At 65.0% G+C, this 16238-nt stretch carries 12 protein-coding genes; 8 read left to right on the top strand and 4 right to left on the bottom strand.

Translation table 11 applies throughout. The features are described from left to right. Nucleotides 1–2796: a [protein-PII] uridylyltransferase gene (locus JQ586_RS01985; protein ID WP_212392796.1), complete on the bottom strand. Its 2796-nt coding sequence runs from the start codon at nucleotides 2794–2796 to the stop codon at nucleotides 1–3. 270 nt (nucleotides 2797–3066) lie between these two features. On the opposite strand from JQ586_RS01985, the gene JQ586_RS01980 reads away from it, so the two are divergent. Next, entirely contained in the window at nucleotides 3067–3576 is a 510-nt protein-coding gene (locus tag JQ586_RS01980) for an OsmC family protein (RefSeq protein ID WP_212392795.1), read from the top strand. A 135-nt stretch (nucleotides 3577–3711) separates the two neighbouring features. Continuing rightward, complete coding sequence (locus JQ586_RS01975; protein WP_212392794.1) at nucleotides 3712–4512, top strand: hypothetical protein; 801 nt, start codon at nucleotides 3712–3714, stop codon at nucleotides 4510–4512. Between the two features lie 135 nt (nucleotides 4513–4647). Here JQ586_RS01975 and mutS read toward each other — a convergent pair whose 3' ends face one another. Next, the gene (gene mutS, locus JQ586_RS01970; protein ID WP_212392793.1) at nucleotides 4648–7377 is read right to left on the bottom strand and encodes a DNA mismatch repair protein MutS; all 2730 of its coding nucleotides are present in this window, start codon (nucleotides 7375–7377) and stop codon (nucleotides 4648–4650) included. Nucleotides 7378–7591: 214 nt separating this feature from the next. Between mutS and pcaF the strand changes: the two genes are divergently transcribed. Continuing rightward, nucleotides 7592–8800: a 3-oxoadipyl-CoA thiolase gene (gene pcaF / locus JQ586_RS01965; RefSeq protein WP_212392792.1), complete on the top strand. Its 1209-nt coding sequence runs from the start codon at nucleotides 7592–7594 to the stop codon at nucleotides 8798–8800. A 125-nt stretch (nucleotides 8801–8925) separates the two neighbouring features. On the opposite strand, the gene phnY is transcribed toward pcaF, so the two are convergent. Continuing rightward, nucleotides 8926–10368 carry a phosphonoacetaldehyde dehydrogenase gene (gene phnY, locus JQ586_RS01960; protein ID WP_212392791.1) on the bottom strand — a complete coding sequence of 481 codons (1443 nt, stop codon included), beginning with the start codon at nucleotides 10366–10368 and terminating at the stop codon, nucleotides 8926–8928. Between the two features lie 761 nt (nucleotides 10369–11129). Between phnY and pcaH the strand changes: the two genes are divergently transcribed. Together pcaH and pcaG are read left to right on the top strand one after the other, a co-directional pair. Next, nucleotides 11130–11831 (top strand): protocatechuate 3,4-dioxygenase subunit beta, encoded by a 702-nt coding sequence (gene pcaH, locus JQ586_RS01955; RefSeq protein ID WP_212392790.1) that lies wholly within the window; start codon nucleotides 11130–11132, stop codon nucleotides 11829–11831. Further along, entirely contained in the window at nucleotides 11832–12431 is a 600-nt protein-coding gene (gene pcaG, locus JQ586_RS01950; RefSeq protein WP_212392789.1) for a protocatechuate 3,4-dioxygenase subunit alpha, read from the top strand. On the opposite strand, the gene JQ586_RS01945 is transcribed toward pcaG, so the two are convergent. Continuing rightward, nucleotides 12428–13405, bottom strand: a complete 978-nt coding sequence (locus tag JQ586_RS01945; RefSeq protein ID WP_212392788.1) for a LysR family transcriptional regulator — start codon at nucleotides 13403–13405, stop codon at nucleotides 12428–12430. The genes pcaG and JQ586_RS01945 overlap by 4 nt on opposite strands. A 212-nt stretch (nucleotides 13406–13617) precedes the next feature. Between JQ586_RS01945 and JQ586_RS01940 the strand changes: the two genes are divergently transcribed. From JQ586_RS01940 to JQ586_RS01930, 3 genes are all read left to right on the top strand, one after another. Continuing rightward, nucleotides 13618–14379, top strand: a complete 762-nt coding sequence (locus tag JQ586_RS01940; RefSeq protein ID WP_212392787.1) for a nitroreductase — start codon at nucleotides 13618–13620, stop codon at nucleotides 14377–14379. Nucleotides 14380–14405: 26 nt separating this feature from the next. After that, a complete protein-coding gene (locus JQ586_RS01935) occupies nucleotides 14406–14945 on the top strand; it encodes a DUF4863 family protein (protein ID WP_212392786.1) in 540 nt (179 codons plus the stop codon). An 89-nt stretch (nucleotides 14946–15034) separates the two neighbouring features. After that, nucleotides 15035–16204, top strand: a complete 1170-nt coding sequence (locus JQ586_RS01930) for a Gfo/Idh/MocA family protein (protein WP_212392785.1) — start codon at nucleotides 15035–15037, stop codon at nucleotides 16202–16204. Nucleotides 16205–16238: the final 34 nt, after the last annotated feature.

Below are 16238 nucleotides of genomic sequence, written 5' to 3'. Positions count from 1 at the left end.
TCAGGCCGCCGGCATCGCCGCCGCGTTGTCCTCGCTGGACAACAGATGCAACAGCGCGCTCTTGATCGCGGCCTGGCGGGTCGGCGCGGTGATCTGGGCGCCGAGCAGATCGGTGACGTAGAACACGTCGCGGGCGCGTTCGCCGAAGGTCGCGACATGCGCCGAGGCGATGTTGAGGTTGAGCTTCGAGATCGCGGTGGTGAGCTGGTACAGCAGGCCCGGCCGGTCGAGGCCGGAGACCTCGATCACGGTGTAGCGGTCGGACCACTGGTTGTTGATGGTGACCTCCGGCTCGACGATGAACGGCCGCGTCTTGTTGCGCACGGAGCGCCGCGCCACGGCCTCGGGCAGTCTGAGCTTGCCCTCCAGCACGTCCTCGATCATCTCGCCGATCCGCGTTGCGCGCCTTCCCTCGTCCTCGTCGCGGTCGTATTCGCGCGAGATCGAGATGGTGTCGAGCGCGCGGCCGTCGGTGGTCGTATAGATCTGGGCATCGACGATGTTGGCGCCGGCCGAGGCGCAGGCACCGGCGATGATCGACAGCAGCCACGGATGGTCGGTTGCCAGCAGCGTCAGCTCGGTGACGGCGCGGATCTCGTCGAAGCCGACATTGATCGCGAGCTTGTGCCCGGCCTGCTCGCTCGAGCGGATGAAGCGCGCCTGGCGGATCTTGCGCGGCAGCTCGACCTTGAGCCAGTAGGCCGGATAGTGCCGGCCGATATAGGCGTTGAGCTCGGTTTCCGGCCATTCGGTGAAGGCGGCGCGGAATTCGGATTGCGCCACCGCGATGCGCTGGGCGCGGTTCACTTCCGAGAAGCCGCCGGTCAGGACCGGCTCGGTCTCGTAATAGAGCGTGCGCAGAAGCTGCGCCTTCCAGCCGTTCCAGACGCCCGGGCCGACGCCCCGGATATCGGCGGTGGTCAGGATCGTCAGCAGCTTCATCTGCTCGACCGACTGCACCACGGCGGCGAAGTTCTCGATGGTCTTGCGGTCCGACAAATCGCGCGATTGCGCCACCGTCGACATCGTGAGGTGTTCCTCGATGAGCCAGGCCACCAGCTCGGTGTCGGCGGGCGAGAAGCCGAGCCGCGGGCACAGCCGCCGTGCCACCTTGGCGCCGGCGATCGAGTGATCCTCGGGACGGCCCTTGGCGACGTCGTGCAGCAGGGTCGCGATGTACAGCACGGCGCGGTGCTCGGGACGGATCTTGCGGAACAGGTCGCTGGCGACCACGAACTCGTCATTGCCGCCGCGCTCGATGTCCTGCAGGAAGCCGATGCAGCGGATCAGATGCTCGTCCACCGTGTAGTGGTGGTACATGTTGAACTGCATCATCGACACGATCTTGCCGAAAGCGCGGATGAAATGGCCGAGTACTCCGGTCTCGTTCATACGCCGCAGCACGGTCTCCGCATTGTCGGAGGTCAGGATCTCCATGAACAGGCGGTTGGCTTCGGGATGATCGCGCAGCTCCGTGTTCACCAGCCTCAGCGAGCGCGTCACCGTTCGCATCGCGTCGGGATGGAAGGCGAGGTTGTTCTTCTGCGCGAGGCGGAAGATCCGGATCAGATTGACCGGATCCTGCTTGAAGACGTCGGGCGCCGCGAGGTTGATCCGGTTGTTGTCGACGATGAAGTCGTCGCTCTCGGGCACGCGCCGTCGCTTGGTCGAAGGCCGGAAGCGCGCCACCATCCGGCTCAGCACCGGTGCCGGCTTCTTCTGCTCTTCCTCGAGCTTGGCGCACAGGATGGCGGTGAGGTCGCCGACGTCCTTCGCAACCAGGAAGTAGTGCTTCATGAAGCGCTCGACGTCCTGCATGCCGGGATGCGAAGTATAGCCGAGGCGGACCGCGATCTCGCGCTGCATGTCGAACGACAGCCGCTCTTCGGCGCGGCCTGCGAAGAAATGCAGATTGCAGCGTACCGACCAGAGGAAATCGGCGCAGCGGCGGAAGGTGCGATACTCCTGGGCGTCGAACACGCCGCGCTCCAGCAGCTCGTCGGTTTCGCGCACGCGGTAGACGTATTTGGCGATCCAGAACAGCGTGTGCAGGTCGCGCAGGCCGCCCTTGCCATCCTTGACATTCGGCTCGACCAGATAGCGCGACTGGCCGCCACGGCGGTGCCGTTCCTCGCGCTCGGCGAGCTTGGCGGTGACGAACTCGGATGCGGAGCCCTGCACCACCTCCCTGTCGAACCGCTCGACCAGCTCGTTGTAGAGCGGCTGGTCGCCGGCGAGGTACCGCGTCTCCAGGATCGCGGTGCGGATCGTCATGTCGCCGCGTGCCTGGCGGATCGATTCGTCGACCGAGCGGGTGGCGTGGCCGACCTTCAGCCCCATGTCCCAGAGGCAATAGAGGATCGCTTCCGCGACCTGCTCGCCCCAGGCAGTCTGCTTGTAGGGCAGGATGAAGAGCAGATCGATATCGGACTCCGGCGCCATCAGGCCGCGGCCATAGCCGCCGGTCGCCACCACCGCCATGCGCTCGGCGCCTGACGGGATCGGCGAGTGATAGAGATGCCGGGTGGCCGCGGCGTAGAGGATGCGGATGATCTCGTCCTGCACGAAGCAGAGTCGTTCGGCGCAGCGGCGGCCGTGACGGTCCTTGAGCAGCAGCGCCTGCGCCTTCGCGCGCGCCGCGATCAGCTCGGCCTTGAGCAGTTGCGCCATCGCAGCGCGGAACTGGTCCTCCCGGCCGGAATGCTGTTCGGCGAGGGCGTTGATCGCGGTGGTGACTCGGGCGGTCTCGAAACGATCATCCGCGTCCGCGCGGCCCTCGGCTACAATACTGTCCATGCTCATTCCGATAACGGACGCGGCCTTTGCTGTCACTGACCAAAGTATAACGGCGGCAGCTCCAGGCTGTTGCAGCCGCTAGACGGTTCTCGCGCAGCTTAGCGAAGGTATGGATTTTCGCGTGGATCGCAAGCCGAACCATCTGAACTTAAAAGGATTTCTTCAACGCGCACGACCCGGCTTCGAAGCCAGGCGAGGCGATGTGGTGGGTGACATCCGCGCAGTAAGGCCTTACACCGGCAGACAACAAGAACAGCCGGGAGCAGAACCATGGACTCCGCCGAACTCCGCGCAATGCAGGCCCCGATCAAGGAGCGCTACAAGGCCGATCCCTCGACCGCAATGATCACGCTGAAGGCCAGGGGCTCGATCGACAATGAGAGCCTTTCCTGCAAGGTCGAGACCGGCCGGGCGCTCGCGGTCGCAGGTCTCCATCCCGCCACCGGGGGGTCGGGGCTCGAGCTCTGTTCCGGCGACATGCTGCTGGAGGCGCTGGTCGCCTGTGCCGGGGTCACGCTGAAATCGGTGGCCACGGCGGTCGAGGTACCGCTCAGGAGCGGCAACGTCTTCGCCGAAGGCGACCTCGATTTCCGCGGCACGCTGGGCATCGACAAGGAGGCCCCGGTCGGCTTCCGCGAAATCCGCCTGCGCTTTGACGTCGGCACCGACGCGCCGCAGGACAAGCTCGACCTCCTGCTCAAGCTCACCGAGCGCTATTGCGTGGTCTACCAGACCATCAGGAACGGACCGAAGGTCACGGTGTCGATGCAGCGGGTGTGATGTCTCGTCGCCCCGGCGAAGGCCGGGGCCCATACGCCGTGTTCTTTCGACTCCAGCCGCGCCGCTCGACGGCTTTCGTTCCTCGCGAATTTTCGTGGTTTTGGGTCCCGGCCTTCGCCGGGACGACGCAGGATAATGTCCCCCGAACTGCAATTCCTCCTCCTGACCATCCTGCGCATGGCCGTTGCGGCCGCGTTCGTGGTCAGCGCCTCCATCATCACCGAGCGTTCGGGGCCGGTGATCGGCGCGTTGATCGCGACATTGCCGATCTCGGCCGGGCCGTCCTACACCTTCCTCGCGCTCGATCATGACGCCGCCTTCATCGCCGAGGGCGCGCTGTCGAGCCTGCCGGTCAATGCGGCGACGATCCTGATGGGCCTCGTCTACGCCGTGCTGGCGCAGCGCCGCGGCATGTGGATCAGCGCAGGCAGTGCAATTGCGGTGTGGCTGGTGCTCGCCACCATCATCCGCCAGTTCGAGTGGACGCTGGCCGGCGGGCTGATCATCAATGCCATCACTTTCGCGGTCTGCATCCCGCTGCTGAAACCCTATCGCCACGTCGCGAAGATGCCGCTGATCGCGCGGCGCTGGTACGATATCCCGCTGCGCGCAGCGCTGGTCGCAAGCCTGGTCGGAACCGTGGTCACGACCTCGGGATGGGTCGGGCCGCGCGTCACCGGCGTGATGGCGCTGTTTCCGATCGTGTTCTCCTCGATGATGCTGATCCTGCATCCGCGCATCGGCGGCCCCGCCACCGCCGCCGTGCTCGCCAACAGCGCCTGGGGCCTGCTCGGCTTCGGCCTCGGCGTCGCGATGGTGCATGTCGCCGTGCTGCAATTCGGCTCGGCGATCGGGCTGTGCTGCGCGCTCGCCACCTGCATTCTGTGGAACCTGACGCTGTGGTGGAACGGACGGAGGAAGAAGGCGCGAACCTGACCCCGTCATTGCGTGGAGTCCGCAATGATGGTTGAGGGGGCCGTAGCCCGGATGGAGCGCAGCGTAATCCGGGATCAGTCGCGCAACGGGTGAGCGCGGTCCCGGATTTCGCTTCGTTGCATCCGCGCTACAGGCTTACCCCTTCGGCAGCTTCGCCCTCAGCGCATAGAGCGCATCCAGCGCCTCGCGCGGCGACATCTCGTCCGGATGCAGCGCCTTCACTGCCTGCACCAGCAGATCCGCCTCGCTGGGCGGTGCGTCCTCGGCGGCGGCGCGCGAGGGGACGGCGAACAGCGGGAGGTCATCGACCAGCGCTCGCGCCGTCTGGCCGCGGTCCTGTGCTTCGAGCTTCGCCAGCACCGATTTGGCACGCGCGATCACGGCGGGCGGCAGGCCTGCGAGCTTGGCGACCTGGATGCCGTAGGAGCGGTCGGCCGAGCCGGGCAGCACCTCGTGCAGGAACACCACGTCGCCCTGCCATTCCTTGACCCGCACGGTGGCGTTGAACATCCGCGGCAGCCTGGCCGAGAGCGCGGTCAGCTCGTGATAATGCGTCGCGAACAGCGTGCGGCAGCGGTTGCTCTCATGCAGGTGCTCGATCGCGGCCCAGGCGATCGAAAGCCCGTCGAAGGTCGCGGTGCCGCGACCGATCTCGTCGAGGATCACCAGCGACCGCTCGCTCGCCTGGTTGAGGATGACGGCGGTCTCGACCATCTCGACCATGAAGGTGGAGCGCCCGCGCGCCAGGTCGTCGGCGGCACCGACGCGCGAGAACAGGCGGTCGACGATGCCGAGCCGCGCCCGCGACGCCGGCACGAAAGAGCCGACCTGCGCCAGCAGCGCGATCAGTGCGTTCTGGCGCAGGAAGGTCGATTTGCCGGCCATGTTCGGACCGGTGATGAGCCAGAGTTGACCGGATTTTTGTCCGGGCGCAGGCGACAGATCGCAGGCATTGGCGATGAAGGGCTGGCCGTCGCGCTTCAGGGCCTGCTCGACCACCGGATGCCGGCCGCCCTCGATGGCAAAGCCGAGCGAGCCGTCGACCTCGGGCCGCACGTAGTTGTCGTCGATCGCGAGCTTCGCCAGCGCGGTGGCGACGTCGAGCATCGCAAAGGCGTGGGCGGCGTTGCGCAAGTCGTCGCTGGCGGCGAGCGCCATTGCGCTCAGCCGCTCGAAGATCTCGAGCTCGAGGTTGAGCGCGCGCTCGCCGGCATTGGCGATCTTGGCCTCGGTCTCGCCGAGCTCCGCCGTGGTGAAGCGGATCTGGCCCGCGAGGGTCTGGCGATGGATGAAGGTCGCGTTCAGCGGCGGCGCCAGCAGCCGGTCGCCGTGCTGCGCGGTGACTTCGACGAAATAGCCGAGCACATTGTTGTGCCGGATCTTCAAGGTCTTGATGCCGGTGTCCTCGGCATAGCGCGCCTGCATCGCGGCGACGACGAGGCGCGAGGCATCGCGCAGGTTCCGACTCTCGTCGAGCGCGGCTTCATAGCCCTCGCGGACGAAGCCGCCGTCGCGCCTGATCAGCGGCAGATGCTCGGACAGCGCGCGGGAGAATTCCTGCGCGAGATCCCGGGAGGGGCGGCGCAGCGCCGCCATCACCGCCGCTATTTCTGCCGGCGGAGCGTCGGTCAGCACGAGCAGTTCGAGCGCCTGGTCGGCGGCGAGGATGCCGTCGCGCAGGCTTGCGAGGTCGCGTGGACCGCCGCGGCCGACTGATAGCCGCGCCAGCGCGCGTGACATGTCGGGTGCCGAGCGCAGCACCGTGCGGATGTCCTCTCGCGCCGCGCTGTCGGCGACGAAGGCCGAGACCGCATCGAGCCGTCGTGAGATCACGGCAACATCGGTGAGCGGCGCGGCAAGCCGCTGCGCCAGCAGCCGCGACCCGGCTGCGGTCACGGTGCAGTCGATCGCATCGAGCAGCGAGCCGCGGCGTTCGCCGGCCAGCGTCCGCGTCAGCTCGAGATTGGCCCGGGTTGCCGGGTCGATCGCCATCGTGGTGCCCGCGGCCTCGCGCGCCGGCGGCGACAGCGGCGGACGCCTTCCGACCTGGGTGCGGTCGATATAGGTGACGGCGGCGGCCGCGGCGGTCGCTTCCAGCCGCGACATTGCCGACAGGCCGTCCATGGTCGCGACCGCGAAATAGTCGCACAGCCGCCGCTCTGCGGTGGCGCTGTCGAAGACGTCGCGGGTCAGCGGCGTCACCGACGGCAGTTCACGCAGCGTGGGCGCAAGCTCGGTGTCGCCATAGAGCGCATCGGTGACGACAGCCTCGTTCGGATTGATGCGCGCCAGCGTCGCCGCAAGCTCCGCGGTCGCACATTCCGTCACCATGAATTCCGAGGTCGAGATGTCGATCCAGGCGAGGCCGAGCCGGTCCGCACCGGCCGAGCCGCGGGCGCGCGCGATCGCGATCAGGTAATTGTTGGTGCGCGCATCGAGCAGCGTGTCTTCGGTTAACGTCCCCGGCGTCACCAGCCGCACCACGCCGCGGCGCACCACGCTCTTGTTGCCGCGGGCCTTTGCCTCCGCGGGGTTCTCGGTCTGCTCGCACACCGCGACGCGATGTCCGGCACCGATCAGGCGATGCAGATAGTCTTCGGAGCGCTCGACCGGAACGCCGCACATCGGGATGTCCATGCCCTGATGCTTGCCGCGCTTGGTGAGCACGATGCCGAGCGCTCTGGAAGCGATCTCGGCATCCTCGAAGAACAGCTCGTAGAAATCGCCCATCCGGTAGAACAGCAACAGGCCGGGGTGGGTCGCCTTGATCTCCAGATACTGTTCCATCATCGGCGTGACGCGCGACGGCGCCTCGGCGGCGGACGCAGCGTCGGGCGGAGCGGGGATCGGCTGTTGAATGGTCATGAGGGGCCGGAAACTACAGAATTTCGCGGCGCGGTCATATCCGAGGGGTGAGGGTTTTCCACCCTCTCCACGGCCTCGGGATATGACGAGGCATCACGGCAATGCGCGCTTGACGCGCGTTCCGGTCGATTGACCTGCCGCGGGCACGCTCCTAAAACTCTGGCCAGGTTCCAGTCATCCGGCCCCTAAACCGCGGCATCCAGGGAGAGATTCAATGCGTGATGTATTCATTTGCGATGCCGTGCGGACCCCGATCGGCCGTTTTGGCGGCTCGCTCGCCAAGGTGCGCGCCGATGATCTCGCCGCGGCCCCGATCAAGGCGCTGATGGCCAAGCACCCGACGCTCGACTGGACGGCGGTCGACGAGGTCTATTTCGGCTGCGCCAACCAGGCCGGCGAGGACAACCGCAACGTCGCGCGCATGGCGCTGCTGCTCGCCGGATTGCCGGACTCGGTTCCCGGCCAGACCCTTAATCGCCTCTGCGCCTCCGGCCTCGACGCGGTCGGTGCCGCGGGCCGCGCCATCCGCGCCGGCGAGATCGATCTTGCGATTGCCGGCGGCGTCGAATCGATGACGCGCGCGCCCTTCGTGATGGGCAAGGCGGCGGAAGCGTTCTCGCGCTCGGCCGACATCTACGACACCACGATCGGCTGGCGCTTCATCAATCCCCTGATGAAGGCGCAATATGGCGTCGACGCGATGCCGGAGACCGGCGAGAACGTCGCGGAGGAATTCCAGATTTCGCGCGCCGATCAGGACGCCATGGCGATCCGCTCGCAGCAGCGCGCCGGTGCTGCGATCGCATCGGGCTATTTCGCCGAGGAGATCACGCCGATCCAGGTGCCCGGCGGCAAGGCCGGCCCCATCACCGTCGACAAGGACGAGCATCCGCGTCCCGAGACCACGCTCGAAGGATTGGCAAAACTGAAGCCGATCGTGCGCAATCCGGGCACGGTGACCGCCGGTAATGCGTCGGGCGTGAATGACGGCGCCGCCGCGATGATCCTCGCCTCTGAAGCCGCGGTGAAAAAGCACGGCCTGACGCCACGTGCAAGAATCCTCGGGCTTGCGTCGGCCGGCGTGCCGCCGCGCATCATGGGTATCGGCCCGGTGCCGGCGACCCAGAAACTCGTCGCGCGTCTCGGCATCAAGGTGTCGGATTTCGATCTGATCGAGCTCAATGAAGCCTTCGCCTCGCAGGGGATCGCCTGTCTGCGCCAGCTCGGCGTCAAGGAGGACGCCGATTTCGTCAATCCGCATGGCGGCGCGATTGCGCTCGGCCACCCGCTCGGAATGAGCGGCTCCCGGCTGGTCTTGACCGCCGTGCACGGCATGGAGAAGCGGGGCGGAAAGCTCGCCCTGGCAACCATGTGCGTCGGCGTCGGCCAGGGCGTCGCGGTCGCGATCGAAAAGCTGAACTAGGACGACTTCGGTTCTGATCGAATCGGAACCGAAGTTCCTGGAGGATCGGGCCGTCCAGGATTCGACGAGGCTTCCGGCGCGCAGCTGTTCGGCCGCGCGCAATGTCGAGGGTTAGCTCGACCCCGTCAGCTGACACCCCACGGGAGCGACAAGGTCTTGATGTTGGTGTAGGCCTTCATCGCTTCCAGTACGCCCTCCTTGTGACCGAGTCCGGAATCCTTGATGCCTCCAAAGGGCGTTCTCTCCGTTCGATAGCCCGGAACGTCCCAGACGTTGATGCTGCCGACCTGAAGCTCGTGCATGAAGCGGTCGATGTAATCCAGACGATTGGAACAGATCCCCGACGACAGGCCAAACGGCGTGCCATTCGCGATCGCGATGGCTTCTTCTATGCAATTGAAGGTGATGACGGGTGCGACTGGTCCAAAGGTCTCTTCCGTAACGAGTGGCATCGTCGAGCACACATTCGCCAGAATGGTTGGACTGTAAAGTGCACCCTCTCTTCGGTGCCCGAGAACCACCCTTGCGCCGCGCCCTACTGCATCATTGACCGCGAGTTCGATTCTCTCGGCAGCGGCGGTGTCGATGACCGTGCCCACGTCCGTGTCGTCAGCGAGCGGGTTCCCACAGACCCATCGCCTCGTGTTCGCGGCCAGGGCGTCGGTGAATCTGCTCGCAAGCGATCGATGCACCATGATCCGCTTGACTGCGGTACAACGTTGCCCCGAATTCGCGTAAGCGCCGTGAGCGGCGAGCGCGGCGGCCCGGTCAACATCGGCATCGTCCATCACGATGAGCGGGTCATTGCCTCCCAATTCCAGGATAAGTCGCTTGTAGATGGCGAGACCGGCAATCTGTTTTCCGACACCGACGCTACCCGTGAACGTCAGGAGACTGACGAACTGACTATCGGCAAATTGCGCGACGATGGCTCGCGGATTGCCGACGACGACCTGGAACATGGCGGGAGGCAGGCCGGCTCGATACAGAAGGTCTGCAAAGTAAAGCGCGGACAGCGGCGCCTTCTCCGACGGCTTCAACACGATCCGATTGTTCGTCGCGATGGCCGGAATCACCTTGTGGGCGACCTGATTCATCGGATGATTGAAGGGCGTGATCGCCGCAATGACCCCGAGTAGCGGTTCTCGTTGTGTGATCGTTCTTCGTCGCTTGGGGCTGCGGCCGACGTCACCGGCCTGACACGTCCCGTCATCCTGGAGGACCTCGCTGGCCGCCATTGTAAGGACGTCTATGACCCTGGAGACCTCGTGCCTTGTATCGCGTTTGCTCAGGCCTGACTCGAGGGATATCAGCAGGGAGGCCTCTTCGAGATTATTGGACAGTTCCGAAGCAGCCCTGAACAGTACCTCGCCGCGCTCGGCCCGCGTCAGGGTCGATCGATATGTCCATGCGATCCTGAGCGCACGTGAGACATCGTCCGTCGAGATCATGCTTACAGCCCCCACGGTTTCGCCGTTGAAGGGATTGGAGATGTTCAGAATCCGGGGACCGAAAACTCTCTTTCCATCGATTCGGGAGCCTTCGACAGACCATAGCCCTGCATTCATCCCCAACACGCCTCTCGAGCTTGCCTAGTTGAAGAACAAGGCAATCGCGGAAACGCCAAATGCGATCGCACTCCAAGCGATGCTTGACGCATGCCCCATCCCGCCAACGGTCAGAAAATCGCTTGCATGCGATTGTCCACGCTGCTCACGCAGTTAAAACAGTTCGCGCGAGGCCATTCCGGTTGTTGCCACTGCTTGCGGAGGGACTTCAGACGTGCGTCGCTAATGGTTCCGTTTTTCATTAGATCCCGCCGAGATGTCACAGAGCAGCCGTCTACAAGTTGATTTGCAGAGAGTCAACCTAATAGAAATAACATCATATATTGCATCTTTAGATTGAATATTTGCGCGCACAACCGCACGAACAGGGTCTCGCTTCGATCACCCGCTCGAGATCCGCCTGGCCATGCCGAATCTCTTTGGTGCAAAGAGACCATCATGAAGGCGACGTGAAAATGGAAATCGTCTTTGTGGATCGGTCCGGATTTGCTTTCGTTATGACCCGGGAATGTCGCGTGCCATTGCGTGCAAGCGAGACCGGCCGGGCGGGCGCTGATCGCCGTGCAGAGCATCAATCGCGGACCAGAAGCTTGCCTTGGCAACTATGCGCGCCGACGTCGGCCATGGCGTCGAGGCGCGATCGAAAACCGAACCAAATCAGCGGCTTGAAAGATGCAAAAACAGCCCTTTCCCAAATTGGTTATGTTCGATAATGATCTGCGCACGGCTCGCCGTCGCGCGAACCCGCGGAGGAACTCGCCATGACCTTGCAATATCCGCTGCAGTCGCTCGCGGCGCATCCGGCGCGGCTTTCGCCGGCCTATCGCTCCACCGTCAAGCGTTCGCCGCAGAAGCCCTTGATCCCGATGCGCCACACGCTCTCGGAACTCACCGGGCCGGTCTATGGTCATGAGACCGTGCGCGAGCACGACAGCGACCTCACCATCCAGGCGAAGGGCGAGCCACTCGGCGAGCGCATCATCGTGCACGGTCATGTCCGCGACGAGGACGGCCGCGGCGTGCCGAACGTGCTGGTCGAGCTGTGGCAGGCCAATGCCTGCGGCCGCTACATCCATGTCGTCGACCAGCACCCGGCGCCGCTCGATCCGAATTTCACCGGCGCGGGCCGCACGCAGTCGGATGCGGCGGGCTACTACAAATTCGTCACCATCAAACCCGGCGCCTATCCCTGGGGCAATCATCACAATGCCTGGCGGCCCGCGCATATCCACTTCTCGGTGTTCGGCCACTCCTTCATCTCGCGCCTCGTGACGCAAATGTATTTCCCCGGCGATCCGCTATTCCCGTTCGATCCGATCTTCAACTCGGTGACCGACGAGAAGGCGCGCGCGCGGATGATCTCCTCGTTCGACCTCGACAACACCAAGCCCGAATGGGCGCTGTGCTACCGCTTCGATATCGTGCTGCGCGGACGCAACGCCACGCCGATGGAGACCAAGTAAGTGCCGAACCAGCGCCCTGATGGGATCACGCCCTCGCAAACCGTCGGCCCCTATTTCAAGTACGGCCTGACGCCGAATGGCGAGTATGAATGGAACGACGCATTCACCAGCAATCTGGTGACGGCCGATACGTCGGGCGAGCGCATCCGCGTCGAGGGCAAGGTCTATGACGGCGACGGCGCCGTGATCCCGGATTGCATGCTGGAGATCTGGCAGGCCGACGCGCAGGGCCGCTTCTCCGACCCCCAGGACAAGCGTGCGCTGCCGAACTCAAGCTTCAAGGGCTTCGGCCGGGTCGGCACTGACAGGAATGGCGCCTACGCATTCGATACCATCAAGCCGGGCGTGGTGCCGGATCCCGACGGCAAGCCGCAGGCGCCGCATATCCTGCTCGCGGTGTTCGCGCGCGGCATGCTGCTGCACCTGTACACGCGGATCTATTTCGACGACGAAGCAGGCAACGCCGGCGATCCCGTGCTCGCGCTGGTGCCGGCCGATCGCCGCGCCACGTTGATCGCGCGGAAGGCGGGATCGGGCAATGTCTACACGCTCGACGTCCATCTCCAGGGCGACCAGGAGACGGTGTTCTTCGACGTCTAGCGTCCGTGGCGCAGCTCCTCGGTCGCGCGCCGGAGCAGGTCATGAAGCCACTCGTGCGATGGTTCGCCCTCGACGCGCTCGTGCCACAGCAGCCGGACTTCCACCGGCGTCGTGGCGTATGGCAACTCGTAGGTCGCGATGGCATGCGTTTGCCCGAGCGCGCGTGCCAACGGGCGCGGAACGATGGCCGCGAGTTCGGAATCCGCCAGCAAGGCGGGAACCGCAAGGAAATGCGGCAACGTCACCGCGATCCGCGCTGGCCGGTCGCTGTCGGATAGTGCCCGTTCGAGCGCGGTGCGGTCGTACATCTCAGACCTTCGCGCGAGACCACGCTCGGAGATGAAGCCGCCGATCGCTCCCTCCTGTTCGCCGCCGAAGGAGACGACAACCAGCGGCAGGCTTGCGAGCCTGGCCTTGTCGAGCCGGCCGAGCTTGCGCTTTCGGCCAACCACCAGGACATCGTCATATTCGAACAGCAGTGCGGTGCGGAAGCGGCTCGGCGGCGTCGAGAAAACCCCGATGGCGACATCGATGCGGCCAAGGTCGATCTGCTCGGCAAGGTCGATCCGGGTCACCGGCCGGATCGTCAGGTCGATTCCCGGAGCTTCCCGGCCGAGTATCTTCAGCAGCGGGGACGCCAGCGCCATCGTGGTGAAGTCGTTGGCGGCCAGCGTGAACTGCCTGGTGGAAGCGGCCGGAACGAAGGTCGGCAACTCAACGGCGGCTTCGAGCGATTGCAGGGCCTGACGAACCTGCGGCGCCATCGTCAGCGCCCGCGCCGTCGGCTGCATGCCGGTTGCGGTACGGACGAACAGATCGTCGCCCAGCATCTCGCGCAGTCGCGCGAGCGAATGGCTGACGGCCGACTGGCTCAGTGCGACCTTCTGACTGGCCCGCAGCACGCTGCGCTCTTCCATCACGGCGTCGAAGACCTTGAGCAGGTTCAGGTCCAATGTCTTGAACGAAACGGACACGATGAGAGTCCCGTGAGCGCGGATCGAGAAATTACTGCGATCGAACGCAGTTAAGGCCAGCCGCACGCTGGATGCAACCGAACGAACGTCGGATCGCGTACCGGTGCGGTCCGCGATCTGAAGGCGGTTCAGGATCAAGCTGCAAGACTTTCACTTCCGTAGCCGCGCGTTCTGGTCAAGATGGCGGCCGCCGGGTTGGGAGGAGAGCAGCGATGAACGCCTGGGTAAGGTCGGGCCAAGATGGACCGGGTCGAACGAACGAAGCCGTCATCGGCGAGGGCACCGCGCCTGGATTCACGCGGGGCACCATCGACGAGATCATCGCGGGTCGCTTCGCATGCCGCGCGTTCTCCGATGCGCCGGTTCCGCGACACATCATCGAGCAGATTCTCGGCGTGGCGCGGTTCGCTCCGAGCGGTGCGAACATTCAGCCCTGGCACGTCCATGTCCTCGCCGGCACTGCGAGGGACGAGGTATCGGCTGCGCTCCTGCGCGCGCACGAGGAAGCACGGGACCAACACGTATCCGAGTACAGATACTACGCCAGCGACTTGCCCCAGCCCTATCTCGATCGTCGGCAGCAGTTCGGACGGCTGTTCTACGGCTCGCTCGGAATAGCTCAGACCGATACCGAGGCGCGCGGCCGGCAGACGGCAAGGAATTATGCCTTCTTCGGCGCGCCGGTCGGGCTGATCGTCACCATCGACCGCCGGCTCGAAATCGGAAGCTGGCTCGATCTCGGGATGTTCATCCAGAACGTGATGCTGGCGGCAGCAGGCTGCGGACTGCAGTCCTGCCCCCAGGAGACATTCGCAAAGTACCACCGGATTCTGCGTTCGCTCCTGTCGATCCCGGCGGAGCAGATGGTGGTCTGCGGCATCTCGATCGGTCACGCGAACAACGCGGCGACGCGACGATTGATGCCGCGCGCAGCGGTGAACGAATTCGCCTCCTTCAGGGGTTTCGAGAACTAGACACTTATCAGGACAAGGAGATGGTCATGGGAAGCCGGGAGCAGCTTATCGAGCGCAGTATTCCATTTCTGCGCGAGGTCAGGGACATGACGCCGGGAGCGGCGATGGAACGATGGCTCAACGAGACCTATGGAGAAGCGAGCGCGCTCTATCAGGACCTCGCGCGCCTGATCAGGATCGGCGTCGAGGAAGGCTGGGCGGCGAACCAGGAAGTTGAGGGGCCGAACTATCGGCGCAGCCGCATTCTCGAGCCGATCCCTGAAACGTTCCAGTTCAGCATCACCGCGGTCTACATGAACAGCGCCGATCCGCGTCGATTCAAGGACGAGGACGATCACGACGTGTTGCGCGGGGAGTATCACGGTCACCCCTATGGCGAACTCAACCTCGTCGTTCCCCTCGACAAGGGCGCCCAGTTGAAGGGACTGCAGGGGTGGCAGGGACCGGGCTGGACGGCGCCCGATCCCGGCAGCCGGCACTATCCCGAAGTCAGGGGCGGCGCGGTGATCGCCCTGTTCTATCTGCCGGCCGGACGCATCTCCTACGATTTCAAGGCGCCGGACTGAAGTCCCGCGCATGTCCCGGCGGGGATGCATTCGACGCCGTGACGGCCGTGCGCTAGGCTGCGCCGGCGTGCAACACGGAAGCGTCCCCGATGACAACGATCAGGATCGGTCTGGCCGGCTGCGGCTTCGTGTCGGAGCTGCATATGGTTGCCTATCGGCGCGTCTACGGCGTCGATGTGGAGGTGAGGGCGGTTGCGGCGCGCGGTGATCACGTCGTCGACTTCGCCCGCAGGCACCGGATCCCGAACGCCTATCGCAGTTTCGCCGAGCTGGTCGCCGACCGCGAGCTCGATGTCATCGACATCTGCACGCCGCCCAGTCTGCACGCCGCGATGATCGTCGAGGCGATGCAGAGCGGCAAGCACGTGATCTGCGAGAAGCCGTTCAGCGGCTATTTCGGTCGCGAGGGCGACAGGCGGCCGATCGGCCGGCACGTGCCGAAGGCGCTGATGTACCAGCGCGTGATGGAGGAGATGGAAGGGACCCGCGCCGCCATCGAGCGGACCGGCAGGCTCTTCATGTATGCCGAGGACTGGATCTACGCCCCTGCGGTGACCAAGACCGCGGAGATCATCCGCGCGACAGGCGACAAGATCCTGTTCATGAAGGGCGAGGAGAGCCATTCCGGCTCGCACGCGGCGCATGCCGCGGAATGGGCGATGACGGGCGGCGGCTCGCTGGTCCGGATGGGCTGCCATCCGCTGTCGGCGGTGCTCCATCTCAAGCAGGTCGAGGCCCGCGCGCGCGGCGAGACGATCCATGTCGCCAGCGTCACCTGCGACGTCGGCAATGTCACCGCGGGTCTCAAGCCGGAGGAGCGCACCTACATCAAGTCCAATCCGGTCGACGTCGAGGATTGGGGTGCGTTGACCCTGACCTTCTCCGACGGCACCAAGGCCACGGTGTTCTCGGGCGACATGATCATGGGCGGCGTGCGCAATCTGATCGAGACCTACACGAGCGGCGGCGCGCTGTTCGCCAACATCACGCCGAACACGCATCTCACGAGCTACCAGACCAGCGAGGAGAAGCTCGCTTCCGTCTACATCACCGAAAAGGTCGACCGCAAAACCGGCTGGCAATATGTCTGCCTCGAGGAGGAATGGACCCGCGGCTATCTGCAGGAGATCCAGGACTTCATGGAATGCGTCGCGACCGGGCGGCAACCGCTCGCCGGCCTCGCGCTCGCGTTCGAGACGACGAGGGTGAATTACGCCGGCTATTGGTCCGCGGACGAGGGGCGGCGGGTGACGTTGTGAGGTCGCCGCATCGGCGCTGCGCTCGCTCGCCCCG

The sequence above is a fragment of the Bradyrhizobium jicamae genome (assembly GCF_018130215.1).
Classification (GTDB): domain Bacteria; phylum Pseudomonadota; class Alphaproteobacteria; order Rhizobiales; family Xanthobacteraceae; genus Bradyrhizobium; species Bradyrhizobium jicamae_A.
This window is presented reverse-complemented; position numbering and strand designations above follow the sequence as displayed.